This is a genomic window from Kitasatospora sp. NPDC024654 (genome assembly GCF_055559155.1).
In genome coordinates, this window is record NZ_JBVHLF010000034.1 from 24,632 (window position 1) to 47,717 (window position 23,086).

A 23,086-nucleotide genomic window follows, 5' to 3' on the forward strand; every position below is an offset into this window, starting at 1 on the left:
GGGAGGGGTGCCCAGGGGGGGGGCTGTGTGCTGTGTATCGGGCCGTGATGAGCACAGAGAGGGGGGGTCGGGGGGGGGGGGGGGGGGGGCTCCCCCCCCCCCCCCCCCCCCCCCCCGACACACCCTTCGCGACGTTCGGGCCGTCGCGTCGGGCCGCTGCCCGAGCCGGGTGCGGAGCTCGCCGACGGTGGGGTCGGCGGCGGGGGAGTGGGAACGGGTTCAGCAGCCGTGTTCAGCCCGCTCATAGGTGCGTGTACACGCATCCACGCCCGTGGTGCGGACGGCGTCGGCGTGGGCCACGCCCGGTCCGGCCCCCGGAGACCCGCGGCCGCGCCGCCTCAGCGGCCCGTCCGGCGCCTGCTTTCGGCCTCGGCTCCCGCGTTGCCGAGCAGCCTCGCAGATCGTCTGAATAATGAAGATGAGTAGTTCGGGGTAGCTCCCTCACCTGCGAGGAGCGAGATGAACACCTCCAGCGATCCTGCCCCCGGTGACTGGTCGTGGCCGTTCGGTGACCTGGCGGCCGCGGTGGTCGACAGGGCGGGGATCGTGCGGCAGTGGTCCGGTACGGCGGCGGAACTGCTGGACCGGACGGCGGCCGAGGTGTGCGGTCGGCCGATCGGGCAGCTGCTCGAGGCAGCGCCGGACACCTCCGGCGGGGCCGGGCGGGCCGTGCTCCGGCACCGTTCCGGCCGGCCGGTCGAGGTCGCCTTCCACGCGCTGCACCTGGAGGGATCCGCCGATCTCCTGCTGCTGGCGGCGCCGATCCGGCAGGTAACCGACTGCCACCAGGGCACGGCCTTGCTGCGTGCCCTGCTCGCCCAGGACCAGCTCGGCCTCGCCTTCCACGACACCGACCTGAACATCGTGCGGACCAACCTCTCCGGCGGGGCGGCCGTGACGGGCCGCCGCCGGCTCAACGAGGTCATGTTCCCCGAGGACGCCGACGAGATCGGGCTGGCGCTGCGCCGGGTGCTGGACACCGGCGTCCCGCTGATCGACCGCGAGCACCGGGCGCGGTCACGACTCACGCCCGGTTGGTGGTCCACGGTGGCCCTCTCCGCCTTCCGGCTGGAGGACGGCAAGGGCTGCCCCACGGGGGTCGCCGTGGTGCTCACCGATCTCGCGGAACGCGGGCGCCGGCTGGACCTGCGGCACGAGGCGTCGGCCCGGATCGGCGGCTCCCTCGACGTCGTACGCACCGCCCAGGACCTGGTGGACGTGCTCGTCCCGGCTTTCGGGGACCTGGCCTGGGCGAGCCTCGCCGACCCCGTGCTCGACGGCGACGAGCCCCCGAAGCTGGCCGGCGCCGGATCGTGGCACCTGCGCCGGATCGCCGCGGCCTCGGTCGGCCCCTGGCCGGCCGGCTTCATCCCGCCGGGCCTCGCGGACCCGCCGGTGCCGGACCTGCCGGTGCTGCGGCGGGTGCAGCGCGGCGAGACCGTCCTGGTGCCCGACCGGGCGGCCGCGCTCGCGATGGCCGAGGGGCACCCGGAACTGATCCCGCTGCTCATCCCCGAGCGCGGGCATTCGGCCGTCTCGGCTCCGCTGTTCGCCCGTGGCCTGGTGCTGGGCGCGGTCGCGGTCTGGCGCACCGAGCGGCCCGAGCCCTTCGACCAGGCGGACGCCGACCTCCTCACCGAGATCGCCTCGCGCGCCGCGCTGAGCGTGGACAACGCCCGCCGCTACACCCGCGAGCACCGGGCGGCGGTCGCCCTGCAGCAACGCCTGCTCCCGCAGGCCACCACGGACAGTCCGGCCGCCGAGACCGCGGGCTTCTACCGGCCGGCCGGCGGTGGGGCCGACATCGCCGGTGACTGGTTCGACGTCATCCCGCTGCCCTCCCTGCGGGTCGCCTTCGTCATCGGCGACGTGGCCGGTCACGGGCTGCACGCCACCGCCACCATGGGCCGCCTCCGCGCCGCCATCTACACCCTCGCCGATCTGGAGATGGAGCCCGACGAACTCCTCGCGCACCTCGACGACCTGGTCCGGCAACTCGCCGGCGAGGCACCGCGCGGGCACCAGGACACCGTCGGCGCCACCTGCCTGTACGCCGTCTACGACCCGGTGACCGGGCACTGCGCCCTGGCCAGCGCCGGGCACCTGCCGCCCGTGGTGATCCGGCCCGACGGAACCGCGCAGGTCATCGAGGTCGTGCCCGGCCCGCCGCTCGGTGTCGGGGGCATGCCGTTCGAGCTCGCGGAGACCGTGCTGCCCCCGGGCAGTACGCTCGCGCTCTACACCAACGGCCTGATCGAACGCGCCGACGAGGACTTCGACGCCGGAATCCGGCGGCTGACCGACCAGCTCGCCGCCCGGTGCCGCTCCGGCCGGACCCTGGACGACATCGGCCGCTCCCTGCTCGCCGACACCGGCGACGCCCCGCCCCCCGACGACATCGCCCTGCTCCTGGCCCGCACCCGCGCGGTCTCCCCCGACTCCACCGCGAGCTGGGAACTCCCGGCCGATCCCGCCGTGGTGGCCGACGCCCGCGAGGCGGTCACCCGTCAGCTCGCCGCGTGGGGGCTGGCGGACCTCGCCTTCACCACGGAACTCGTGGTCAGCGAGCTGGTCACCAACGCCATCCGCTACGGCGGCGGCCCGGTCGTACTGCGGCTCATCCTCGACCAGGTGCTGGTCTGCGAGGTCTCCGACCCCAGCAACAGCCAGCCACGGCTGCGCCGGGCCCGCGCCACCGACGAGGGCGGCCGCGGTCTGTTCCTGGTGGCCCAGCTCGCCGCGCGCTGGGGCAGCCGCTACGGCCGCTCCGGAAAGACCGTCTGGGCCGAGCAGTCCCTCACCGACGTCACCCCACTCGTGCTGGAGGTGTGACACCGTCACTGGCGGCTGGTCCACCAGCGTGCCTTGTACAGCTGGGTGCCGTTCAGGGTCCGGGTCGCGTCGCGGCGGTAGAACGTCAGGACGGAGGTGCACCAGTCGCACGCGCCGCCCTCCGCGGGGGTGATGGCGAGGATCCGGCCGGTCCGGGGGTCGTCGCCGACGCTCTTCACGTCCTCGTCGGCTTCGGCGTTCGAGAGGCGGACCGGGGTGAAGGCGTTCTGCGCGGGTGTGTACTGCCAGACGTGCCGACCGGTGGTGACCCACAGCCGCCCGGGGGAGGAGAGCACCGGCCCCAGGTCGTGCCCGTCCCCCTCCGGCAGCGCGGTGGTGCGGACCTTGGTGAGTCCGGGTTCCGCCGCGGAGCCGCTGACCTTGTACGCCGTCAGCTCCCGGTCCCCGACGGCCCAGAGCAGTCCGCTGGTCGGGTCGAAGTGCACGCCGTGGGCGCCGTCCAGCGGGTACTCGACGAAGTGGTCGGCGCGCGGCCCCTGGGAGGCCGCGTACAGCCGCAGCCAGCCAGCCGTGCTGGCCACCACCGCGACGTTCCCGTCCGGCAGCAGCTCCAGGCTGTGGACGTTGCCGTCGCCCGCGTTCGTCGCCCAGTGGACCTCCGCGGTCGGATAGGCGACCACGGCGGCCAGCCCGCCGGAGGCCGCGGTGAGCAGGTACCGCTGTCCGTCCAGTTGGCGGCTCTTGGCCTCGGACGGATTGGTCCAACTGGTGGCCGGCCGCAGATCGGCCAGGCCCGGGTCCCGGTCGGCGCTCCACGACCAACGGACCTTGGCGTCGTCGCCGCCGGAGTCCAGCACCACCACCGAACGCGAACCCTGGTCCACCGCCACGATCCGTGACTCGGCCAGGACCCGCCCGCCGGCCACGGCCTGCCCGCCGGCCACGGCCTGCCCCCCGGCCACGGGCCGCCCGCCGGCCACCCAACCCGGCCCCACCAGCAGCGCCCGCGCCGATCCGCTCCCCACCGCCAACCCGCAGATCGCGGCTGCGAGCAAGGCCTGGCGGGTCCCACGCCACAAGGTCCCGGACCCGACGGCCCGCCACCGGATCTCTCGCACGACGCCCTCTCCTCCTCCCGGCCCGCCTCCAGGACAGGTTCCGCCGAGCCGTCCGCCCGCGCCACCGCGTTGGGCCGACGGGGAGAGCCGGACTTGCGAAGTGCGCACCGTCGCTGTCTGCTGAGGCCGGAAGCCTCCCCATGACGGCGATGGAGTACCCGACATGCCAGTGCACCGGATCGGCCTGGTTGTGCACGGCGCCCGACCCGCCGCCCGCTCGGCGGCCGGCACCGTCCGCGCCTGGTGCGCCGCACACGACATCCCCTGCACCGACGTCGACGTCTGGCAGGAGGACCAACCCCGGCGCTGCGGGCAGGACGAGGCCGAGGCCGCCGGCCACCCCGACCTCGTCGTCACCCTCGGCGGCGACGGCACCTTCCTGCGCGGCGCGCGGATCGCCGTCAAGGACGACGCCCGGGTGCTCGGCGTGGACCTGGGCCGGGTCGGCTTCCTCACCGAGGTCCCCGTCGACGAGGTGCGGGAGGCGCTGGACGCCGTGCACGAGGACCGCGCCACGGTCGAGGAACGGATGACCCTGACCCTGCGGACGTCCCGCGCGCTGGAGGTCCCCGCCGGACTGGAGCTGCTCCTGGGCCACGGGCGGAGCCCGGTGCTGCCGCCTCCGCCGCTGCGTTCGGGGGAGCCCGTCGGGGACGACTGGGGCGTGCCGCTGGACGTCACGGCCCTCAACGACGTGGTGCTCGAAAAGCTCGCCCGGGACCGGCAGGTCGGCCTCGCGCTCTACTTCGCCGGACGGCTGCTGGCCTCCTACTCCGCCGACGCGGTCATCGTGGCCACCCCCACCGGCTCCACCGCCTACAGCTTCGCCGCCGGCGGACCGGTGCTGTCGCCGCACATGGACGCCGTCGTCTTCACCCCCGTCGCCCCGCACATGTCCTTCAACCGCACGGTAGTCGCCGCCGCCGACGAACCGGTCGCCGCCCGGGTGCTACCCCACTCCGGGCCGGTCGCGGTCAGCATCGACGGCCAGCTGCGCGGCGTCCTGGGGCCCGGCGACTGGATCGGCGTCTACCCGGCGCCGTCCCGCCTGCGCCTGGTCCGGATGGGCCCCACCGACTTCTACGGCCGGCTCCGCGAGCGCTTCCGGCTCACCGACGCCCCGGCCACCGCCGCCGACCCGGCGCCCCCCATCTTCCGCTCACCCACCGCCGACGTCCCCGAAGACCTCGCCGGCCTGCGCTTTCCCCCGGTCGCCGAGGAGTAGTCGGTCGAGCCGGGAGAGCGCGGGCCGGTCCGGGACGTGCGGTGTGCCGGGGGAACTCAGTACTGCGTGGTCACGGTGACTCCGCTGAACGTGGTGTCGGCGTACAGGCTGATGTACCGGTAGCCCGCGGTCGTGTTGGTGACGGTGAGGCTCTGGGTGGTGCCGGAACCGGTCGACTCGGCCGTGTACGTGGTGTTCGTGGCCCAGCTGGTGGGGTCGTAGTACAGGTAGGCGGTCCCGGTGCCGCCGGTCGTGGTGACCTTCAACGTGGTCGTCCCGGCCGGGAGGTAGATCCACAGGTAGTCCAGGTTCCCCGCCGTCTCGGACTGGTTCGCCCGGGAGCAGTTCTGGTCCATCTCCTGCGGGTTCGGGTCCGCACACGGGCTGACGCCGCCCGAGCCGTTCACGGTCACCGACTGGGAGGCACTGGACGTGTGTCCGTTGCTGTCGGTCACGGTCAGCGCGACGCTGTAGGTCCCGGCCGCCGGGTAGGTGTGCGAGGGGTTCTGCGTCGTGGACGTCGCTCCGTCGCCGAAGTTCCAGGACCAGCCGGTGATGTGGCCGTTGCCGGACTCGGTGGACCGGTCGGTGAAAGCGGCTGTCAGCCCGGTGACCACCGTGTTGAAGGCGGCCGCCGGCGTACCCGACGTGCCGCTCGCGATGGTGTCGAGCCAGTTGTTGAAGTCGGCGTCGTAGCGGGTGCCGATGGTGTCGGTGTAGTAGTCGTATCCGGCGGTGTAGTCACCCGCCCGGAAGTCGCCCAGGATCGTCTGCACGTCGGCGGGGTGCTCCTCGAGCATGTAGCGCACCGCCAGGTAGCCCCAGGGGAAGACCCGGTCGTCGTTGCTGTTGGCGTACGTGGTCTGCCACAGGGTGCTCAGCGCGTAGGTGTGCTCACCGGCGTCGGTCACCGCGTCGGTGTCGGTGATGCCCCGGTAACTGTAGGAGATGTATCCGGAGATGCCCTCGATCCACCAGATGTTGGGCACCGCCTCCATGTCCGCCCAGGTGCCCATCGTGTCGTAGCGCGCGTCGAGGAAGTGCGTGTACTCGTAGTTGAGGTTCCAGATGTTGTCCGTGTAGCCGTCGGGGCTGGGATCCTGGTACAGGATGGAGTAGTCCTGGTTGCCCGGCGTGGACGGGGTGTTGTACAGCGTGATGCCGCCGTTGTCGGTGGAGACGCCGTAGATCACCGGCGCGTATATCTGGTAGTCGAGGGAGCTCGAGAACACGACGATGTTGTCAGTGTCGTTGTACTGGTTGGGAATCGGGCCGCTGTCCTTGACCACGCTCTGGAAGTACCCGTCCTGCCCGGCGAGTTCGGTGCACGCCGCACTCAGGTCCGCGGCGCTGAGCGACTGCGCCAGGATGTCGATCTCCGAGTTGCACGGGTGCGTGGTCGGCAGCGCCGCCGCCGTGACCTGGGTCACCAGGTCGCAGACGCCGTAGTACGAGCAGTTGGCCCCGTCGAAGGCGTTGGCCTGCCCCGCGACGGCGACCCACAGCGCGGCGGTCGGGCCGGAGACGGAGGAGGCCTGCAACAGGCCCAGCACCAGCGGCCGCACCTTGGTCTGGAGCGCGCTGAACTGGACGTACACGGCGAGGTCGTTGCCGGCGTCGGAGTCCATGAACGTGTTGCCGCCGCCGAGCAGGTCCGTGTGGTCGAGTGCGAAGGCGTCGAGCGTGTCGATGACGCTCGGGTCCGCGGTCAGCGCGGTGACGAAGGCCGGGTTGTACTGTCCGCGCCACAGCGGGGTGTAGACGTCGTAGATGACGGCGTCCATGCTGGGGAGGGCGTCCCAGGAACCGTTGTACGCGGTGAGCAGCTGCTTGTAGGTGCTCAGGAAGTCGCCCTGCAGGTCGGCGCTGTCGGTCAGGATCACGGCGTCGCCGAGGGCGTCGCCGTTGTCCGAGGAGACGTCGCCGATCCGCGGGCTGGCGAAGAAGGTGTCCAGGGCGTTCTCGACGTCCGTCGACAGCGCCGCGTCGTAGGAGCCGACGTCCGCCGAGTCGTTGTACTGGACGTAGTATCCGGCACGCAGGTACAGGATGAGCTGCCAGATTCCGGTCGAGTCGTCACCGGTGTAGTTCGACGCCAGGCTCTGGTAGGCCTGGGCGACGGGGATCATCTGGGACTCCTTGAACACCTCCTGCGCGTCGCTGCCGGTGATCGCGAACAGCGTGTTGACGCAGTCGGTGGTCGAGTTCTCCACGTAGGAGGCCAGTGCCGAGCCGGTCAGGGCACCGAAGGCAGCGGGGGTGCAGGACTGCGCGGCGGCGGGCCTCGACCCCCTCGGGGCCTTGGTGTTCCTCGTCGCGTTCGTCGTGGGCTGCGGCACCGTCGGGCGCTGCGGCGGGAGTTGGGCGGCGGTGAGCCGGCCGTACTGGACGGAGGCCGCGTCGGTACCGCCGACGACGGCGCCCGTGGGTGAGGGATCGGCCGGGCGGTGTGCGCCGGTGGCGGGCCGGACGGCGGTCGTCGAACCGGTCGTGGCGAAGGCCGGGGCGGTCGACAGACCGATGAGCATGGTGAGTGTCACTGTGCCTGCGGCGAGGAACCTGGGCAGGATGGATCGATGGCGCATCACTGCTCCTTCGGGGCGATGTCCGCTTCGCGAATCGGGGGGAAGCGTGTGACGCACCGTCTCACCGCGTGGCCGCCCCGGACAATGCGGCTGGAAACAGCGATTGACCTGTCCTTGCCACAACATCCTTGGCAGTGCCTTTACGGAAGCGTCCCGCGGTAGGTCCGTGCCGCCCAGGCGTGGAAGTGCGGCGCCCGCGCTATCAGGTCCCGGTACGAGGCGCAGGCCGAGCCGAAGAGCGTCACCACGACCTCTTCGGCGACACTCTCCTTGCACCAGGCCAGCAGGTAGCGGCACCAGAGGGGCGTGCCGATCAGGGGCCTGACGATCACACCGGGAACCGGCCGGGTCGTCGCCTGTACCAGCGAGACGCCCAGGCCCTCGGCGATCATGTTCTGCAGCTGGAGCTGGTCGCCGAGGAACTCGTGCACCACCGCCGGCGTGAATCCGACCGCCTCGCAGGCCGCGTAGAGGACGCCCGGCCATCCCGCGCCGTCGTCGGGGGTGATGAACCAGGAGTCCTCGGCCAGGTCGGCCAGCGCGACCTCCGTGCGGTGCTTGAGCCGGTGGTCGGCGGGCAGGGCCACGAACGAGGGCTCGGTGACGATCCCGCGGTGCTCGACGGCAGCGGAGTGCCGTAGTTCCAGACCCGGGTAGTCCACGCCGATCGCGGCGTCGAGCCCGCCGCTCTCCAGGAGTTCGACGATCTGGGAGGACTCGTAGACGCTGCTCACCGTCAGCACCAGCTCAGGCAACTCGGCACGCACCCGCCCGACCATGCCGGACAGGATCGGGGAGTTGGTGGCGGCCAGACGCAGCACCGGTCGGGGTGCCGCGTCCCCGGCCGGTCGCCGTCCGATCGCCTCGGCGCGGTCCAGCAGGTCGCGGGCACGGGCGACGACCTCCACGCCGTACCGGGTCGGCCGCACGCCCGTGGTGTTGCGCTCGAACAGCGGCTCGCCGAAGTAGAGTTCGATCCGGCGCAGCTGCGTGCTCATCGCCTGCTGCGAGCATCCCAGTTCGGCCGCGGCCCGACCTATGCTCCCCGCGTCCGCGACCCTGCACAGAGCCCGTAGATGCCGAAGCTCCAACTCCATTCGTACTCCCCTGAGTCCGCGTAGTGCTCGGGCAGTCGAGTTGCATAGTAGCCAGCGGAGCGACACGCGGGGTGCGGTCGTTCCGTGTTCGGCGCCGTAGCGGGTCTGCCCTCGGTGCTGCGCGTACCGTTGTCCCAACCGCTCTTCCTGCTCGGCACGTTGTCCGTCGCCGTCGTCCACCTGCTGCCAGGCGGCGTGGCCCGCCCGCCCGGCCGGATCAGGGGCCGCAAGGGGCCGCGCGCAGGCCGTGGCCGACACCATCCATCAGACACTCAAGGAGGCGGGTGCCGCATGAACCCGAGCACGCCAAGCGGACGCCAGGTCACCGCGACGGAATTCGAGTACGAGGAGCTCCACGTCCCGGTCGCCGGTGGCCGGCTCACCGCGCTCCGCTGGCCGGCGGAGCAGCCGGACGCACCAGTGGTCCTGGCGTTGCACGGCATCACCGCCAACGCGCTGTCCTGGGCCCGGGTCGCCCACCACCTGCGGGGGCGGGTCACCCTGGTCGCACCCGACCTGCGCGGCCGGGCCGGCAGCAACGGCGTCGAAGGCCCGTACGGCGTCGGCGCGCACATCGACGACGTGGTGGCGCTGCTCGACGAACTGGGCCTGGACAGGGCAGTGGTCGCAGGTCACTCGATGGGTGCGTTCGTCTCCGCGCTGGCCGCCGCCCGCCATCGGGACCGGATCTCCTCGCTGGTCCTGGTGGACGGCGGGCTCGGCTTCCCCGCCCCGCCCGGCCTGGACGGAGATGAACTGATCACCGCGGTGATCGGCCCCGCCATGCGGCGCCTCTCCATGACCTTTCCCGACCGCGAGGCCTACCGTGCCTTCTGGCAGGCGCACCCCGCGTTCGGAGCTGCCTGGTCGCCTTGGGTCGACGACTACATCCAGCGCGACCTGGTCGGTGAGGAACCCGGACTCCGGTCGTCCTGCCGAGTCGACGCGGTCCGCATCGACGGTGTCCAGCTCTTCCAGGCCGAGGTGCTCGGCGCGATCCGCGCGCTCGACTGCCCGACTGAACTGCTGTGGGCCGAACGGGGCTTGATGGACGAACCGCAGGGCCTCTACGACGAGCGACGGTTGGCCGCCGCGGACCTCCCCGGCGCGGGTGTCGTCCCGATCCGGGTCGCCGGGGCCAACCACTACACGATCCTCCTCGCGGACCCCGGAGCCCGGATCGTCGCCCAGCGGATCGAGGCGGCGGCCCGGGTGGCGTCAACGGACCACTGATACGGAGAGGCGCGTGCCCCGGGTCCGCCCGGCGGCTCCCGGGGCGCCGTTCGCCTCCCTCACCGGTCGTCCGTCAGCAGGTGCAGCTGGAGGGCGAGTTGGAGCTGAAGAGCGCGGTCGGGGGCGTCCCAGTCCGGTCCGAGGAGGGACTCGACGCGGTCCAACCGCTGGACGACGGTGTTGACGTGGATGTGCAGTTCGTCCTTGGCGCGGGTCAGGCTCTTCCCGCAGGCGAAGTAGGTGCGCAGAGTGCCGACCAGGTCCGTACCGCGTCGTGCGTCGTAGTCCAGCAGCGACCCGAGCGCGGTCCGGACGAAACCCCCGACATCGTGGCCGTCACCGAGCAGCACACCGAGGAAGCCGAGGTCCGAGGCGCACGCACCCTCACCGGCACGGCCCAGCACGTGCATGGCCCGCAGACAGCGACGCGCCTCCTCGTGCGCGGCGGCCAGACCCGTTGGTCCGGCCGCAGGACCGGCGGCCGCCACGGTGACCGCTGCGCCGTTGAGGCGGGCGAGCCGGTCGGCGGCGATTCGGGCGGCCTCACCGGGCGGCGTGCCGTCGTCCGGGAGCAGGATGACCACCGCGCCGCCGTGCTCGGCGCAGATGCCGCCGCGGCCGAACAGGTGCTGCAGGCCGGCGGCGACCAGATTGGCCCGGGGACTGGCCGAGGACCGGGCGACGAGCAACAGGTGCGGGGAGTCGAGGTCGCTGCCGAGGCGGCGGCCCCGGTCCACGAGCCCTGCCGGATCGCGGTCCGGGGTGGTGAGCAACTCGGTGAGCAGCTCACCGCGCACGCGGTTCTCGGTCTCGGTGACCGTCCGGCGTAGCAGCAGAAGCAGCGCGGTGACCACGCCGGCACGCTCGAAGAGCCTGCGGCTCGCGTCGTCGAGGTCGGGGTGGTCGAACAGGACGAGGCTGCCGAGGAGTTCGGGTCCGGCGAGAACGGCGCAGACCCAGTGCCGGCCGAGCGGGACGGCGCGGGCCGCTGCCCGTGACTCGGCGGTGGAGGCGATGAGTCCGTCCGACGTGAGGTCCGGGGCGTTGCCGGCCTGGGCGAGCCGGTGACCGGTGGTGCCGTGGACGGCGATCGGCCTGTCGAGGAGCTCGGCGACGGCGGCGGCCACGTCGGTCGTCGCCCCGCCGCGCAGCACCAGGTCGGTCAGCCGGTCGTGGGCCTGTTCGGCGTGCTGGATCGCGGTGACGTGCGCGCGGACCACGGCGTTGGCCTCGGCGAGCTCGGCCAACGCGGCGCGGGTGTCGGCGAGGGCCCGTGCGGTGTCGATGGCGATGGCGGCGTGGGCGGCCAACGAGCCGAGCAGCGCCACTTCGTCGGGCGTGAAGGCGCGCGGTGTGCGATCGGCGGCGAACAGCACGCCGATGACCTTGCCGCCTTCCGTGGTGCTCGAGCCGAGCAGCAGGGGGACGCCGAGGATGGCCACCAGACCCTCGTCCAGGACGCCGGCATCGATGCGGGTGGTGTGGTTGAACCGCTCGTCCGTCCGGTAGTCGGGCGTGGCGTACGGGCGGGCGGTTTGGGCGACGAGGCCGCCGAGCCCCGTGCCGAGTTCCAGCCGCAGCGACTGGAAGAGGGGTGAGATCGAGCCGTCGGTCACCCGCATGTAGGTGTCGCCCGCCTGCTCGTCCGGCATCGTGAGGTAGGCGGTGTCGGTCCCCAGCAGCAGCCTGGCACGGCGGACGATGGACTGCAGGACGGCGTCGAGGTCGCGCAGTGCGGCGAGGTCGCTCGCGGTGTCGAAGAGGGCGGTCAGTTCGGTCTCGCGGCGGCGGTGCTGGCGCAGCGTCCGGTGGACGCGCAGCGCGAGCCACGCCGCCTCCTCGATCTCGGCGAGCTCGTGCGGCTGCGCACCCGCCGCGCGGGCGTCCGCCGCGGGCCGGCCGAAGTACTCGGTGGTGGCGCCGTCGGCCAGCAGTTCCAGCAGGCGGCGATGGGCTGCGGTGACGGTTCGGTCGGACATGGTTGCCGCAATCTTCGCACGGGAACTGGGGGGCGACACTCGCCAGTTCGCGCGCACGGCTCTCCTCGGCGAAGGGCAGCGCCACCACGGTGATCACTGCGGCGAACCCAGCCGGCCGGCGCCGACCACGCGGGCGAGGCCGCTCGGTCCGGCGGTGGTCAGCGGGACGGCGCGACCGTCAGCGGGCGGTCCAGCCGCCGTCCAGCGACAGGGAGGCGCCGGTGACGTAGCCGCTGTGCGGGGAGCACAGCCACAGTGCGGCCCGTGCGACCTCGTCGGGCTCGATCAGGCGCTTGATGGCGGAGCGCTCCAGCATGATCTGTTCGACGACGTCCTGGGCGGGGATGCCGTGGGCGAGCGCCTGCGTCGCGATCTGGTCCTCGACCAGGGGCGTGCGCACGTATCCGGGGTTGACGCAGTTGCTGGTCACCCCGTGCGGTGCGCCCTCCAGTGCCACCACCTTGCTCAGCCCCTCCAGGGCGTGCTTCGCGGCGACGTAGCCGACCTTGAAGGGGCTGGCCCGCAGGCCGTGCACCGACGAGATGTTGACGATCCGTCCCCACTCGTTCGCGTACATGTGCGGCAGCGTGCGGCGGATGATCCGGAACGGCGCCTCCACCATCACCCGGTGGATCAGTTGGAAGCGCTCCGGCGGGAAGTCGTGCACCGGCGCGACGTGCTGCAGACCCGCGTTGTTGACCACGATGTCGGCGTCGTCCGGCAGACCTTCCACCGCCACCGGGTCCGACAGGTCCACCACCAGGGCCGTCCCGCCGCACTCCTCCGCCACCGCCTTGGCGGCCTCGGCGGCGCGGTCCACGACATGGACACGCGCACCTGCCCCGGCGAGGGCGAGGGCGCACGCCCGGCCGATCCCGCTGGCAGCGCCGGTGACCAGCGCGGTGCGACCCGTCAGGAATCGCCCGGAGGGCGAAGGCTCTTCGGTGGCCGGTCCCAGGGGAGGACCGGGCGTGTGAGTGTTCCGCATGACCGGTCACGCTAGAGGCGACGACGGGGATCGCCCATGTGCGGCGGAGCCATAGCGATCGATCAGGAAGTGGATCCGTTCCCCATACCCTCCTGCACGCCGGCCCCCCTCAGGATTTCGCCGAGGCGTTCAGCGCGACGGCCCGTCCGTGACGGCCGGCTGACCGCGCCGAGACCATCCGGTTCGCGGGTGAAGCTTGGGGGCCGCCACGCAGCCAGTGGCTTGCCGGATCGCCAGGCAGCCCGCTCGGACTTCGCCCGAGCTCCACGCTCCGCGAGGCCCGGGCGGCCAACCGCGCGGGTGCGGCTATCCCCGGCCCGCCGTGTGCAGGAGCCGGGCGAGGATCCGGCAGGCCAGGGTGGCCACTCGGCACCAGGCCCGGGCCGTGCCACCGAGGGCCCGGTACCAGGTGATACCGAACGGCAGGGCGATGGAGAACCACGACGGGGGCGCCAGCTCACCGGGTCGGTGGGCGCCCTCGCGCGCCCACCGGCGGCATCGCTCGACGCCTCGGCGGGTCCAGTCGGCGCACCGGTCGGCGCGCTCGACACAACGGGTGGAGGCTTCCAGCAGCCGGGTGCACCAGGCGTCGCGTCGTCGGACGACCGCGGATCCGGTCCGGTCGTGGCGGGCCATCGCGTCTGCCCTCTCGTACGGTGTTCCCTCAGCGGTTCCTCAGCGCCCCGGCAGCCACCGCTCCCAGCGGGCCGCCAGCCGCTCCGGGAGGACGTCCCGGTTCGCCGGGGTCAGCTGGATGAGCTCGACGTCGGCGCGGCGCTTGAGAGCGTCGGTGAACGGGCCAGGCTGCTGCTGCACGGTGGCGACCACGTCGACGTCGGCCGCGAACAGCGCCCGGACGGCGCCCTGGAACGGGCGGTAGGCCAGTTCCATCCGCCCGAGCTCGTCGATGAGCACGAGCCTGGCTGGTGCCGGCGCGCGGGGTTCCCATTCCAGGGAAGGCAGCGCCAGGTGCTCCATGACCCCCAGGTCGACGCCGTACCGCCCGACCCGTGGTGGCCCCGGGAAGCCGACGTGGGCGAGCACCGCCCGACCGCCCGCCAGCGTCTCCAGCGCGAAGCCGACCCGGGCACCGCCTTCGCGGATCTCCTGCGTGATGAAGCCGACGATCTCCAGGGTGCGCAGCAGTGCCGCCAGCCGGCGGATCGCGGTGGTCTTTCCGGTGCCGGGGCGTCCCTGGAGCAGAATCCTCGTCGGCATCGCGCGCTCCGCAGCGGGGGACAGGGGGGCGGGTGGAGGTCCTGGTACCAGCCTCTCACCGGCGTGGGCAGCGAGCGGCCATCCCGATCCCGGGGATCGCGTTCACCGGTCGGCTGGCCGTCTCGCCCACCCTGCCGCGCCGACGAAGGAGCACAGGCTGCCGGACGCCCACCGCTCGGAAGCCGCCAGGCTCGTGCTGATGGTCGACAGGGCCCGCACCGGCTTGCCGCTCTGGTCCACCACCGGGACCCGGACCTCGGCGCCGTGACCCGGGCCCGGCGGTGTCGTGGTCAGGACCGCCGACGTTCAGGAACGCCGGCGCGGCTTCCCGCGCTTCGCTGCCGTGCCGCCACCACCGGCCCGGCCTCCCCCGGACCGCGGCCGGCCGGCACCGCGCGCGGGGGCGGCTGCGGGCTTCTTCCGCGGCTGTCCGCCCGCCGCCTCGGTCGCCTTCCCCGCCTCCTGCGCCGCCTGGGTGCGCCCGCGCGAGCTGTTGACCGTGCGCCCACGGACGATGCCGATGAACTCATCGACCAGGTCGGTGGTCCGGGCCTCCGGCCAGCAGAGTGCGACCTGGGACTGCGCCGCGTCGGACACCGGGCGGTAGGTGAGGTCGCGGCGATGGTGCAGCCGGGCCAGTGACTGCGGGACGACCAGCAGGCCGACGCCCGCGGCCACCACCTCGACGGCCTCCGCCGTGGTGGCGGGCCGCTCGTACGCGGGCTGTCCGGGGCGGGTCGGCCAGACGATGGTCTCGTCCAGCGGGTGCCAGATCACCTCCTGCGCGAGGTCTTCGACACTGACCTCGTCGGCGGCGGCGAGCAGGTGGTCCTTGGGGACCACGACGACCGTGGCCTCCGTGTAGAGCGGGATCGCGCTGAGCACCGTGCGGTCGACCGGCAGCCGGATCAGCCCGGCGTCCGCCGCGCCCTCCTGCAGGGCCCGTTCCCCGTCGGGCGCAGCGACCGGGACCAGGGTCAGCGGCACCTGGGGCAGCCGCTCCTCCCAGACCCGGATCCACTTGCCGGGAGTGATGCCCGGCACGTACGCCAGCCGGAAGGGCCCGGTCGCCTGGTTCGCTGTCACGGAGCCAGGCTACCCTCCGTGATTGGCCTGGGGCCAAGCTCGCTTACCCTGGTGACCATGACAGCGCTCAAGCCGAAGACGACCCAGACCATGAAGCCCGCCACCGCGGCGAAGAAGCTCGGCGTGTTCCTCCCCGCCACGCCCGCCGAGTTCCAGGAGGGCATCGTCTCCCGCCAAGAGCTCAACTCGCTTCAGGCCGAGCCGCCGACCTGGCTGGTCGAGCTGCGCCGCAACGGCCCGCACCCGCGCTCGGTGGTCGCCGCCAAGCTCTCCGTCTCCGTCTCGGGCCTGGCCCGGGCCGGGGTCACCGAGGCGCTCACCACCGCCGAGATCGAGGCTCTGAAGAGCGCCAACCCGGACTGGCTGCAGCGCGAGCGCGCCACCCAGGCCGAGGCCCGCAAGGAGGCGGCGCGGATCAAGGAGAAGCAGTCCGAGCAGGAGAAGCGGCAGTCCACCCGGGACGCCGCCGCCCTGCGCGGCCGCCGCTGACCCGGCGGGCCCCTGGCCGGGTCCGCCCGGCCTCACCCCGCCCGGCTCATCCCGCCGCTCCCGTCCGCCTCCCCTGGGCCGCCGGCTCGTCGTCTCCTTGCGGCCGGCCGATGGGGCGGGCTCTGGCCTTCGGCGGCCTTGGGTGACGGTGCGCTTGCCCGACGCAAGTGCGCCGTCACCGGGCCGGGGAGCTACGCGGGGTGGTTGTACGCCACCGTCACCGGTGCGTGGTCAGACCATCGCTCGGCATGGGTCGCGGCCTTCTCGGTCTTCGTCCAGAGGGCCTTGTCGGCCAGCCCCGGCGTCGCGCAGTGCAGGTCGATCCGCCAGCCGGCGTCGGAGTCGAAGGCACGGCCGCGGTAGGACCACCAGGAGTAGGGGCCGGCCTGGTCAGGGTGGAGGCGGCGGACGACGTCGACGTAGCCGGCCTCGTCGAGGACGCGGGTGAGCCAGGCGCGCTCCTCGGGGAGGAAGCCGGCGTTCTTCTGGTTGGCCTTCCAGTTCTTGAGGTCGGCCTCCTGGTGGGCGATGTTCCAGTCGCCGCAGACCACCACCTCGCGGCCGTCGTCGGCGGCGCGGGCGCGCAGGGCGGTGAGGTGGACCAGGAACTCCGCCATGAAGCGTTCCTTCTCGTCCTGCCGCTCGGTGCCGACCTCGCCGGAGGGGAGGTAGAGGCTGGCGATCGTCAGGCCGGGAAGATCGATTTCGAGGTACCGGCCCGAACCGTCGAACTCGGCCGAGCCGAATCCGATCCGGCTGCGCTCGGGTTCCGTCCGGGAGAGGATCGCGACGCCGGCCCGGCCCTTGGCGGCGGCCGGTGCCCAGAGTGCCTGCCAGCCGGGCAAGTCGGTCAGCTCGGGCGGGAGTTGGGAGGCCTCGGCGCGGACCTCCTGGAGGCAGATGACGTCCGAGGTGGTGGCGGACAGCCACTCGACGAGCCCCTTCTTGGCGGCGGCCCGGATCCCGTTCACATTCACACTCGTCACCACGATCACCTGCGTAGCCTACCCGGGCGGGTGCCGGTGGGAGGCCGATCACGAACCTGGGGTGAATGTTCGCAACGGGCCCGTCAAGCCCTCGTCATTGGTCTTGACCATCTCCTCGGGCACCCCTAGGGTCCCTTACTGCAAGGACCTTTAATAAAGAAGGACGGATTAAAGTCCCCATTCCCACCTGGCGAAACCCCGCCGGTGCCGGCCCGGGGCGCCCGGCCTTCGGCGACGTCCGGCGGCCGCCCCACGCGGCCGTACGCCGGTCAGGGTGGAGGACACGGTGGGGACAGCACAGCTCTCGGCGGTACCGGAGCCGAAGTACTGGCACCTGCGCACGGTGCTCCTGCGCGCCATCGACTCGGAGTTCGCCACGGGTGAGGTCATCCCCAACGAGCGCGAGCTCGCGGCCCGCTTCGGGGTGGCCCGGGCCACCCTGCGGCAGGCGCTCGACCAGCTGGAGCTGGAGGGCCGACTGGTCCGCCGGCGCGGGATCGGCACGCTGGTCGCCGCCCCGCGCGTGGGCGTGCCGGTCAACCGCGGAGCCGAGGGCTGGCCCGGCAGCAGCCGTGAGCAGGCCTGGCGCACGGTCGGCTGCAGCACGGCCGGTGCCTCCGAGCGGCTCGCTGGGGCACTCGGCATCGCGACCGGCGAGCCGGTGCACACCGTCCGCCGGGTTCGGCGGATCGCGCAGGGGCAGCCGGTCGCCACCGAGTCGCTGCACGTGCCGGAGTCGGCGCTGAGCCACCTGCCGGCGATCCAGCTCACCGGCGGCCCGGACGAGGGCGAGGAGCTCGCGAAGTCCGTGCTGCGCCGGCTGGAGCGGCTGACCGTGGACGGCGAGTCGCGGGCCGTGGAGCTCGGTGTCGCCGAGGCCGCCGAGGCCGCGCTGCTGGAGCGGCCGCCGGGCACGCCGGTGCTGGTGGTCACCACCCAGTACGCGTCGGCGGGGCGGCTGGCGGCGGTGGCCGTGTCCACCTACCGGGCGGACACCTGCCGGCTGACGTTCGGCGAGACGGGGCTGGTGGAGGTCACCCCGGTGGCCGCGGCGGCGGCCCGGACCGCCTGAGGGAGCACGCGCACCGGGGGGGGGGGGGGGGGGGGGGGGGGGGGGGGGGGGGGGGTGTTGTGGGGGGGGGGGGGGGGGTGGAGGGGAGGGGGGGGGGGGGGAGAGTGTTGTGGAGGGAGGGGGCGCCGTGACAGGGGGAGGGGAAACCGGAAGACGAGAGGCCCCCCCCCCCCCCCCCCCCCCCCCCCCCCTCGCCCGTGCTGAGGGTCCAAGCGGTGCGGGAGGCACGGCGGGACCGGGCGGTGGCGGCGGGAGGGAAAATCAGCCGGGGGAGGTGCGGGACGGCTCAGGCCCGGGCGGCCGTGGGCTGGTCGACCGCGAAGAGCTGCTCCTCCACCTGGTCCAGCGCCAGCCGCAGCGCGCCGAGCGCCACCACGTCCTCGCCCAGGGTGGAGAGCGCCACCTCGGGCGCGCGCAGGCAGTAGAGCGCCAGCTGCTCGCGCAGCGGCTCCAGCACGCCGTCCAGCCCGGCCGCCCAGCCGCCGATCACCACCAGCTGCGGGTCGATGGCCAGCACCAGCGCCGCCACGTCGTGCACCAGCCGGCGCAGGAAGCGGTCCATCGCGACCTGGGCCACCTGGTCGCCCTCCCGGGCCAGCCGGAGCACCCGGGCGACCGCGGCCTCGTCCAGCGGGTCCAGCGGCGTCCCGGTGGTGGAGAGCAGGCGCTCGGGGGTGGCCTCCTGGCCGAGCAGGTGCAGCGCGCCGATCTCGCCGGCCGCGCCGCCGAAGCCGCGGTGCAGCCGCCCGTTGATCAGCGAGCCGGCGCCGGGGCTGAGGCCGGCCAGCACGAAGACCACGTCGCCCATGCCGACCGCCGCGCCCTGCCAGTGCTCGGCGATCGCGGCCAGATTGGCGTCGTTCTCGATCAGGACCGGGCAGCGGAACGAGCGCCGCAGCCGGGCGCCGAGGTCCAGCCCGGTCCAGCCGGGCAGCGCGGTGCCGAGCCGCACCGACCCGTCCTTGTCCACGATGCCCGGGCTGCCGACGCCGACCGCCCACAGGCTGTCGCGCGAGACGCCGGCCCGACGCAGCACCTCGGCCACGGCGGACCGGACCGCGCCGAGCCGCTCCTCGGCCTCCAGCGCCTCGTCCACCGGGCGGTCGTGCCGGCCGATCGGACGGCCGGTCAGGTCGGCCAGCACGACCCGGACGCCGTGCACCCCGATCTCCACCCCGAGGGTGTGCCCGGCCTCCGCGCGGAACCTGAACCAGCGGGCGGGACGGCCGCGTTGGCGGCCGCCTTCCTGGCTCTGCGCCACCTCGGCGACCAGCCCGGACTCCACCAGACCCTCGATCACGCCCTCCACGGTCGGCCGGGAGAGCCCGGTCTCACCGACCAGTTGGGTCAGCGTGACGGCCTGCCCGTCGCGTAGCGAACGCAGCGTCACCGCGGCGTTGATCCGACGCAGCAGCGAGGAGTCTCCTCCGGTGAGCCGATCCGCCAACAGGTTGCCCTTCCGCGTTCGCGCGACTGCCCTGGCGCGCGTGCCGAGTGCGCGGTGACGTCCGGTGTGCCCCGCGAGGACGCCGCCCGGGAGCGTCACGGGAGGTGCCGCGCACCGAAGGGCGTCAGCCGGATGGTACCCGTGAGCCATCTCGGCCGCGAGCGTCTGCGCAGCTCATGACCGGGTCGGTATCGAATGGTGAGTGAATCGCGATCAGTACCGGGCGGCCGGTGGTGCCACTCCGGCGAGCCCCGGCGCCGGCCGGATGAGGCGGCGGTGCTCCTTCGGAGTGCCCGGACCGCCTTTTGTCACCAGGATAGGGAGAACGGTTGCCGCACCACCCGGAGGAGGGCGCCCATGGCAGACCGGACATCCCTGGTGATCCGCGAGGCGATCCGCCAGGGGCTGCTCGGACCGGACCAGCCGCTGGCCGGCTTCCTGGACCTGGACGGGCTGCGCCGGACGGTCACCGACCTCCACGACGCGTTCGCCGGGCCCGCGCCGGTGCTGCACGCCTTCGCCGCGAAGGCCACCTCGTTGGTGCCCGTCCTCAGCCTGTTGGCGCAGTGGGGCATGGGGTGCGAGGTCGCCGGCCCCGGCGAACTGGAGCTCGCGGTGGCCGCCGGGGTCCCCCCGGAGCGGATCGTGCTCGACTCGCCCGCCAAGACGGCTGCCGAGCTGCTGCGGGCCGTTCGCCTGGGCGTCGCCGTGAACGCGGACAACCTGCAGGAGCTCGGGCGGATCGACCGGCTGCGCCGGCTCGGGGCGACCACCTCGACGTTCGGGCTGCGGATCAACCCGCAGGTGGGCGCGGGCGCCATCACGGCGATGAGCACGGCCACCGACACCTCGAAGTTCGGTGTGGCGCTGCGTGACCCCGGAGCACGCGAGACGGTGCTGCGGGCCTGTCTCGAGCGGCCCTGGCTGACCCGGCTGCACGTCCACGCGGGATCCCAGGGAGTCCCGCTGGAGCTGATCGCCGCCGCCGTCCGGACGGTGTACGAGCTGGCGGAGGAGATCAACGACAAGGCCGGCCGGATGCGGATCGGCAGTCTCGACATCGGCGGCGGACTGCCGGTCAACTTCGTGGACGAGGAGGTCCGGCCGACCTTCCGGGACCACGTGGCCGCGCTGCGCCGGGGCGTGCCCGGGCTCCTCGACGGGCGCTACGCGCTGGTCACCGAGTTCGGTCGCGCCGTGTTGGCGAAGAACGGCTTCATCGTGGCCGTCGTCGAGTACACCAAGGAGGCCGGGGGCCGGCGGATCGCGGTGACCCACGCCGGCGCGCAGGTCGCCACCCGCACCGTCTTCCGGCCGGACGCCTGGCCGCTGCGGGTGGGTGCATTCGACTGCCAGGGCCGGCCCAAGGGCGAGCCCGTGGTGGCCCAGGACGTCGCCGGCCCGTGCTGCTTCGCCGGCGACCTGGTCGCCACCCGGCGACCACTACCGCTGCTCGAACCCGGTGACTACGTCGCCCTGTACGACACCGGCGCCTACTACTTCTCCACGCCCTTCGGCTACAACAGCCTTCCCCGGCCGGCGGTCCACGGCTTCCGCACCGACCCGGACCCGGTCGACGCCGGCGGTGCGCCGCGCGCCGCGGCCGTGCGGTTCGCCACCGTCCGTGCCCGGCAGAGCCTGCACGAGGTGGCGGTGGAGAGCGGCCTGGCACAGCGGGACGCGTTGCGCCGGCTCGGCGCGGGGCTGCCCGCCACCCGACCCCGGAGGAGGAACCAGCCATGACACCCACCCCGTCCACCCCGCGCACCGTCCTGGTCACCGGTTCGACCGCCGGCATCGGGGAGGCCATCGCCCGCGCGTTCGCCCGGGACGGCCACACCGTCGTCGTCAACGGTCGCGACCGGCGGCGGGTCGGCGACGCCGTGACCCGGATCGAGAGCGCGGCCACCGGCAAGGTCCTCCCCGTGGCGGCCGACGTCGCCACGGCCCAGGGCGTCCGGGAGATCGTCGACGCCGTCCCGGAGGTCGACGTCCTGGTCAACAACGCCGGGATCTTCGGTGCGGCGCCGGCCTTCGAGATCACCGACGAGGAGTGGCAGCGCTACTTCGACGTCAACGTCCTCAGCGGCATCCGCCTCACCCGCGCCTACGCGCCGGGGATGGCCGCCCGGGGCTGGGGCCGCGTGATCTTCATCAGCAGCGAGTCCGCGATCTCCACGCCCGGCGAGATGATCCACTACGGCATGACCAAGACCGCCCAGCTCGCCGTGGCCCGGGGGTTCGCCCAGGCGGTCGCCGGCACCGGGGTCACCGTCAACTCCGTCCTGCCGGGACCCACCCGGACCCCGGGCGTGGAGGACTTCCTGCGGAACAGCTACGGCGACCTCCCGTTCGAGGAGGCCGAGCGCCGGTTCATCGCCGAGTACCGGCCGACGTCGCTGATCAGGCGGCTCAGCCGGCCGGAGGAGGTGGCGAGCCTGGTGTGCTACCTGGGGACTGACGCCTCGTCGTCCACCACCGGTGCGGCGCTCCGGGTCGACGGCGGCGTCACACCGACGGTCATCCCCTGAACGGCAGGCCCCTGGCCATCGGGTCCAGCCCCTATGCTTCGGGCATGCCGAACGAGATTCGTACCCTTCGCCCGGGCAGGACCGCCGTGTCGGACACCGCCTTCGTACGGGAGGAGACCCGCCCGACCCCGGTCCCGTTCGTGCCCGAGATCCGCCTGCGGATGGCCGACGACGCCATCGCGCTCTGGGAACGGACCGAGTCGGCGCGCGGCGAGATCGGTCTGCCGCCGCCGTTCTGGGCGTTCGCGTGGGCCGGTGGCGTGGCGGTCACCCGGTACGTGCTCGACCACCCCGAACTGGTGGCCGGGCGGACGGTGCTCGACGTGGCGGCGGGGTCCGGCCTGGTCGGCATCGCGGCGGCCAAGCGCGGTGCGAAGTCGGTGCGGGCCGCCGAGATCGACGCCTACGCCGTCGCCGCCATCGCGATCAACGCCGAGGCCAACGGGGTTCACCTCGACGCGACGGCCGGCGACCTGCTCGACGGCGACGGCGGTTCGGCCGAGGTCGTGCTGGCCGGGGACGTGTTCTACGAGCGGGCGATGGCCGCCCGGTTCCTGCCGTTCCTGGAGCGTGCGCGAGCCCGAGGGGCCGTCGTGATCGTCGGCGACCCGGGGCGGGCGTACCTGCCGCGCGAGCGGTTCACGCCCCTGGCCGTCTACGAGGTGCCGGTGGTGGCCGATCTGGAGGACACCGCGCTCAAGACCACCACCGTCTGGCAGCTCGCGCCGACCTCCTCGGCAGACCGGCCGTAGCGCGTCCCGAGGGGTGGAATTCCGGGCGCGGGTCGATCGAATCCGCTAGGACGGTCGGATGAGCGAACTCACCATCCGTACCGCCGACCGGACCGAGCTCCCCGCGCTGCTGGCCTTCTGGGCCCGGGCGGCCGAGGGCACCAGCATCACCGACGACCCGGACGGGCTGGCCCGGCTGTTGGACCGCGACCCGGAGGCGCTGATCGTCGCCGAGCAGGACGGCGTGCTGGTCGGCACGGTCATCGCGGGCTGGGACGGCTGGCGCTGCTCGCTTTACCGGTTGGCGGTCGCCCCGGAGCGGCGGCGCCAGGGGATCGCCGCGGCCCTGCTGGTGGCTGCCGAGCGCCGGTTCACCGCGGTCGGCGGTCGGCGGGCCGACGCGATGGTGCTGGAGCGCAACGAACCGGGCCGGCGGGCCTGGCAGTCGGCCGGTTACCGGCGCGAGGACCACTGGCGTCGCTGGGTGAAGCCGCTGGGCGGGTAGCAG

Annotated in this window: 19 protein-coding genes; 9 read left to right on the plus strand and 10 right to left on the minus strand. The window is 73.3% G+C overall.

The window, feature by feature from the left end; all coding sequences use genetic code 11:
* Positions 1 to 459: 459 nt before the first annotated feature.
* Positions 460 to 2,832: an ATP-binding SpoIIE family protein phosphatase gene (locus ACZ38L_RS20820; protein ID WP_465695491.1), complete on the plus strand. Its 2,373-nt coding sequence runs from the start codon at positions 460 to 462 to the stop codon at positions 2,830 to 2,832.
* A gap of 5 nt (positions 2,833 to 2,837) precedes the next feature.
* On the opposite strand, the gene ACZ38L_RS20825 is transcribed toward ACZ38L_RS20820, so the two are convergent.
* A complete protein-coding gene (locus ACZ38L_RS20825; RefSeq protein WP_465695493.1) occupies positions 2,838 to 3,911 on the minus strand; it encodes a DUF6528 family protein in 1,074 nt (357 codons plus the stop codon).
* A 163-nt stretch (positions 3,912 to 4,074) separates the two neighbouring features.
* Here ACZ38L_RS20825 and ACZ38L_RS20830 point away from each other — a divergent pair, with 163 nt between their 5' ends.
* Positions 4,075 to 5,136 carry an NAD(+)/NADH kinase gene (locus ACZ38L_RS20830; RefSeq protein ID WP_465695495.1) on the plus strand — a complete coding sequence of 354 codons (1,062 nt, stop codon included), beginning with the start codon at positions 4,075 to 4,077 and terminating at the stop codon, positions 5,134 to 5,136.
* Positions 5,137 to 5,192: 56 nt separating this feature from the next.
* Here the strand turns inward: ACZ38L_RS20830 and ACZ38L_RS20835 are convergent, their stop codons facing one another.
* Both ACZ38L_RS20835 and ACZ38L_RS20840 read right to left on the minus strand, forming a co-directional pair.
* On the minus strand, positions 5,193 to 7,721 hold the full coding sequence (locus ACZ38L_RS20835) for a collagenase (RefSeq protein ID WP_465695497.1): 2,529 nt from the start codon (positions 7,719 to 7,721) through the stop codon (positions 5,193 to 5,195).
* Positions 7,722 to 7,861: 140 nt separating this feature from the next.
* Complete coding sequence (locus ACZ38L_RS20840; protein WP_465695500.1) at positions 7,862 to 8,818, minus strand: LysR family transcriptional regulator; 957 nt, start codon at positions 8,816 to 8,818, stop codon at positions 7,862 to 7,864.
* 291 nt (positions 8,819 to 9,109) lie between these two features.
* Here ACZ38L_RS20840 and ACZ38L_RS20845 point away from each other — a divergent pair, with 291 nt between their 5' ends.
* On the plus strand, positions 9,110 to 10,051 hold the full coding sequence (locus tag ACZ38L_RS20845) for an alpha/beta hydrolase (protein ID WP_465695503.1): 942 nt from the start codon (positions 9,110 to 9,112) through the stop codon (positions 10,049 to 10,051).
* 59 nt (positions 10,052 to 10,110) lie between these two features.
* Here ACZ38L_RS20845 and ACZ38L_RS20850 read toward each other — a convergent pair whose 3' ends face one another.
* The 5 genes from ACZ38L_RS20850 to ACZ38L_RS20870 all read right to left on the minus strand — a co-directional run bounded on the left by ACZ38L_RS20850 (position 10,111) and on the right by ACZ38L_RS20870 (position 15,322).
* A complete protein-coding gene (locus ACZ38L_RS20850; protein WP_465695505.1) occupies positions 10,111 to 12,030 on the minus strand; it encodes a helix-turn-helix domain-containing protein in 1,920 nt (639 codons plus the stop codon).
* A gap of 178 nt (positions 12,031 to 12,208) precedes the next feature.
* Positions 12,209 to 13,018: a 3-hydroxybutyrate dehydrogenase gene (locus ACZ38L_RS20855; protein ID WP_465695508.1), complete on the minus strand. Its 810-nt coding sequence runs from the start codon at positions 13,016 to 13,018 to the stop codon at positions 12,209 to 12,211.
* Between the two features lie 306 nt (positions 13,019 to 13,324).
* Entirely contained in the window at positions 13,325 to 13,654 is a 330-nt protein-coding gene (locus tag ACZ38L_RS20860; RefSeq protein ID WP_465695512.1) for a hypothetical protein, read from the minus strand.
* 39 nt (positions 13,655 to 13,693) lie between these two features.
* Positions 13,694 to 14,236: a nucleoside-triphosphatase gene (locus tag ACZ38L_RS20865; RefSeq protein ID WP_465695516.1), complete on the minus strand. Its 543-nt coding sequence runs from the start codon at positions 14,234 to 14,236 to the stop codon at positions 13,694 to 13,696.
* A gap of 306 nt (positions 14,237 to 14,542) precedes the next feature.
* Positions 14,543 to 15,322: a LysR family substrate-binding domain-containing protein gene (locus ACZ38L_RS20870; RefSeq protein ID WP_465695520.1), complete on the minus strand. Its 780-nt coding sequence runs from the start codon at positions 15,320 to 15,322 to the stop codon at positions 14,543 to 14,545.
* Between the two features lie 57 nt (positions 15,323 to 15,379).
* Here ACZ38L_RS20870 and ACZ38L_RS20875 point away from each other — a divergent pair, with 57 nt between their 5' ends.
* Positions 15,380 to 15,811, plus strand: a complete 432-nt coding sequence (locus ACZ38L_RS20875) for a DUF5997 family protein (protein ID WP_465695523.1) — start codon at positions 15,380 to 15,382, stop codon at positions 15,809 to 15,811.
* Positions 15,812 to 16,002: 191 nt separating this feature from the next.
* On the opposite strand, the gene ACZ38L_RS20880 is transcribed toward ACZ38L_RS20875, so the two are convergent.
* A complete protein-coding gene (locus ACZ38L_RS20880; RefSeq protein WP_465695525.1) occupies positions 16,003 to 16,806 on the minus strand; it encodes an exodeoxyribonuclease III in 804 nt (267 codons plus the stop codon).
* Between the two features lie 277 nt (positions 16,807 to 17,083).
* Between ACZ38L_RS20880 and ACZ38L_RS20885 the strand changes: the two genes are divergently transcribed.
* Positions 17,084 to 17,869: a GntR family transcriptional regulator gene (locus tag ACZ38L_RS20885; RefSeq protein ID WP_465695530.1), complete on the plus strand. Its 786-nt coding sequence runs from the start codon at positions 17,084 to 17,086 to the stop codon at positions 17,867 to 17,869.
* A 286-nt stretch (positions 17,870 to 18,155) separates the two neighbouring features.
* Here ACZ38L_RS20885 and ACZ38L_RS20890 read toward each other — a convergent pair whose 3' ends face one another.
* Positions 18,156 to 19,316, minus strand: a complete 1,161-nt coding sequence (locus ACZ38L_RS20890) for an ROK family protein (RefSeq protein WP_465695533.1) — start codon at positions 19,314 to 19,316, stop codon at positions 18,156 to 18,158.
* Between the two features lie 357 nt (positions 19,317 to 19,673).
* On the opposite strand from ACZ38L_RS20890, the gene ACZ38L_RS20895 reads away from it, so the two are divergent.
* The 4 genes from ACZ38L_RS20895 to ACZ38L_RS20910 are packed head-to-tail and all read left to right on the plus strand — an operon-like array spanning position 19,674 to position 23,083.
* Complete coding sequence (locus ACZ38L_RS20895) at positions 19,674 to 21,059, plus strand: type III PLP-dependent enzyme domain-containing protein (protein ID WP_465695536.1); 1,386 nt, start codon at positions 19,674 to 19,676, stop codon at positions 21,057 to 21,059.
* Positions 21,056 to 21,847, plus strand: coding sequence for an SDR family NAD(P)-dependent oxidoreductase (locus ACZ38L_RS20900; RefSeq protein WP_465695539.1), 792 nt, complete (start codon positions 21,056 to 21,058; stop codon positions 21,845 to 21,847). Before ACZ38L_RS20895 ends, ACZ38L_RS20900 begins: the two co-directional genes overlap by 4 nt.
* A 44-nt stretch (positions 21,848 to 21,891) precedes the next feature.
* Positions 21,892 to 22,599: a class I SAM-dependent methyltransferase gene (locus ACZ38L_RS20905; RefSeq protein WP_465695541.1), complete on the plus strand. Its 708-nt coding sequence runs from the start codon at positions 21,892 to 21,894 to the stop codon at positions 22,597 to 22,599.
* A gap of 58 nt (positions 22,600 to 22,657) precedes the next feature.
* The gene (locus ACZ38L_RS20910; protein WP_465695544.1) at positions 22,658 to 23,083 is read left to right on the plus strand and encodes a GNAT family N-acetyltransferase; all 426 of its coding nucleotides are present in this window, start codon (positions 22,658 to 22,660) and stop codon (positions 23,081 to 23,083) included.
* Positions 23,084 to 23,086: the final 3 nt, after the last annotated feature.

Coding starts and splice junctions, on each gene's coding strand:
- ACZ38L_RS20865 (WP_465695516.1), bottom strand. CDS start 14,236: ATGCCGACGAGGATTCTGCTCCAGGGACGCCCCGGCACCGGAAAGACC.
- ACZ38L_RS20900 (WP_465695539.1), top strand. CDS start 21,056: ATGACACCCACCCCGTCCACCCCGCGCACCGTCCTGGTCACCGGTTCG.
- ACZ38L_RS20830 (WP_465695495.1), top strand. CDS start 4,075: ATGCCAGTGCACCGGATCGGCCTGGTTGTGCACGGCGCCCGACCCGCC.
- ACZ38L_RS20910 (WP_465695544.1), top strand. CDS start 22,658: ATGAGCGAACTCACCATCCGTACCGCCGACCGGACCGAGCTCCCCGCG.
- ACZ38L_RS20905 (WP_465695541.1), top strand. CDS start 21,892: ATGCCGAACGAGATTCGTACCCTTCGCCCGGGCAGGACCGCCGTGTCG.
- ACZ38L_RS20860 (WP_465695512.1), bottom strand. CDS start 13,654: ATGGCCCGCCACGACCGGACCGGATCCGCGGTCGTCCGACGACGCGAC.
- ACZ38L_RS20835 (WP_465695497.1), bottom strand. CDS start 7,721: ATGCGCCATCGATCCATCCTGCCCAGGTTCCTCGCCGCAGGCACAGTG.
- ACZ38L_RS20875 (WP_465695523.1), top strand. CDS start 15,380: ATGACAGCGCTCAAGCCGAAGACGACCCAGACCATGAAGCCCGCCACC.
- ACZ38L_RS20820 (WP_465695491.1), top strand. CDS start 460: ATGAACACCTCCAGCGATCCTGCCCCCGGTGACTGGTCGTGGCCGTTC.
- ACZ38L_RS20840 (WP_465695500.1), bottom strand. CDS start 8,818: ATGGAGTTGGAGCTTCGGCATCTACGGGCTCTGTGCAGGGTCGCGGAC.
- ACZ38L_RS20855 (WP_465695508.1), bottom strand. CDS start 13,018: ATGCGGAACACTCACACGCCCGGTCCTCCCCTGGGACCGGCCACCGAA.
- ACZ38L_RS20845 (WP_465695503.1), top strand. CDS start 9,110: ATGAACCCGAGCACGCCAAGCGGACGCCAGGTCACCGCGACGGAATTC.
- ACZ38L_RS20895 (WP_465695536.1), top strand. CDS start 19,674: ATGGCAGACCGGACATCCCTGGTGATCCGCGAGGCGATCCGCCAGGGG.
- ACZ38L_RS20850 (WP_465695505.1), bottom strand. CDS start 12,030: ATGTCCGACCGAACCGTCACCGCAGCCCATCGCCGCCTGCTGGAACTG.